Raw genomic sequence first — 1,108 nt, 5'->3', positions numbered from 1 at the left:
CAATGGCAAACAGCGTCTGCGTTTGCCTGTTTCGTGGCTGAAACCAATGTGGCAGGGCAACATCATTGAATTGTGGCAAGCGCCGCTTAAAGAGACGTTGCGTTTAGATATGGAAGGGCCGGCGATAGAAGTGCTTGACCAATTGCTTGCCAAAGCGGTCAGTGAATCACCATTGGAAACGTCCATTTTTGACGGTGCGTTAAAAGAGCGAGTGGAACTGTTCCAACGTTGGCAGGGCATCGGTGTGGATGGCATTGCGGGTCATCGCACGTTAGAGCGCTTACAACAAAGTGTGCAACCTAATGCGCCAACACTAGCAAGCATTAACAAGGAGGAGGTGTAATGTCAGTCATCAAACATGTTGGACTCTTTCTTGTGCCTATTAGCGTGTCAGCGATTGCGGTTGCGTGGCATTTAGATTTGCTTACGCCAGAGACTCAAGCGGTTACGCCAGAGGTAGTGGTGGCGGAAGTCGTACAACCATTTGAAGTTTTAGATTATCCAGAATCAACGGATCTTGCTCAACTGCCACGAGAATGGCCGAGTGCCGAATTATCTCGCGACATTGGGACATTCTTACAACCCTCCGAGTATGCCAACGAGAGTGAGGCTCCAGATCCGACAACGGCTACTCCCGTCACGAGCACAGCATCTACGCATCGTCGTGACGACTTAGGTTTGTCATTGGATGATCTAGACTTGTCTTCCTTGTCTCCAGATCTCGCCAAAAAAGTGGAAAATGCGCTGTCTCAAAACGATGCACCGACTTCTGCACCGTCACAGGTGAATGACTTGGAGCGCAATGCGCAGCAGTGGCAAGGACGTCTTCCTGCCCTTAATTTGCAAACGCATATGTATGCCAGTGACGCCAATCGTCGTTGGGTGAAAATCAATAACGTGGAGTATCACCAAGGGGATGTGGTGGATGGACAAGTCACGCTGAAAGAGATTCAGCCGCAGGCTGTCATTGTCGAATTCCAAGGTGAGCAAATCCGAATCCCTGCGCTTTACGAATGGGATGGTTAGTGCTCTCGCGTGAAACCATTAGATAAGCAAAAGGCCACATGAATGTGGCCTTTTTCGTATCCGCTATGTGCAAACCGGTAGT

2 protein-coding genes are annotated in these 1,108 nt (G+C 49.6%); both read left to right on the top strand.

What is annotated here, in order from left to right; all coding sequences use genetic code 11:
- Window positions 1-343, top strand: a 343-nt coding sequence (locus R7P72_RS25575) for a peptidoglycan-binding domain-containing protein (RefSeq protein WP_318111036.1), incomplete at its 5' end; no start/stop codon positions are given.
- Window positions 343-1,026: a general secretion pathway protein GspB gene (locus R7P72_RS25570; protein WP_025623667.1), complete on the top strand. Its 684-nt coding sequence runs from the start codon at window positions 343-345 to the stop codon at window positions 1,024-1,026. The genes R7P72_RS25575 and R7P72_RS25570, both read left to right, overlap by 1 nt.
- The last annotated feature ends 82 nt before the right edge of the window (window positions 1,027-1,108 follow it).

The sequence above is a fragment of the Vibrio sp. Vb0888 genome (assembly GCF_033338835.1).
In the GTDB taxonomy this organism is placed as follows: domain Bacteria; phylum Pseudomonadota; class Gammaproteobacteria; order Enterobacterales; family Vibrionaceae; genus Vibrio; species Vibrio alginolyticus.
The sequence above is the reverse complement of the archived record's forward strand: the minus strand, read 5'-3'. Positions and strand labels throughout refer to the sequence as shown.

Bases quoted from the DNA above. Each gene is read 5' to 3' on its own strand.
- R7P72_RS25570 (WP_025623667.1), top strand. From the start codon at position 343: ATGTCAGTCATCAAACATGTTGGACTCTTTCTTGTGCCTATTAGCGTG.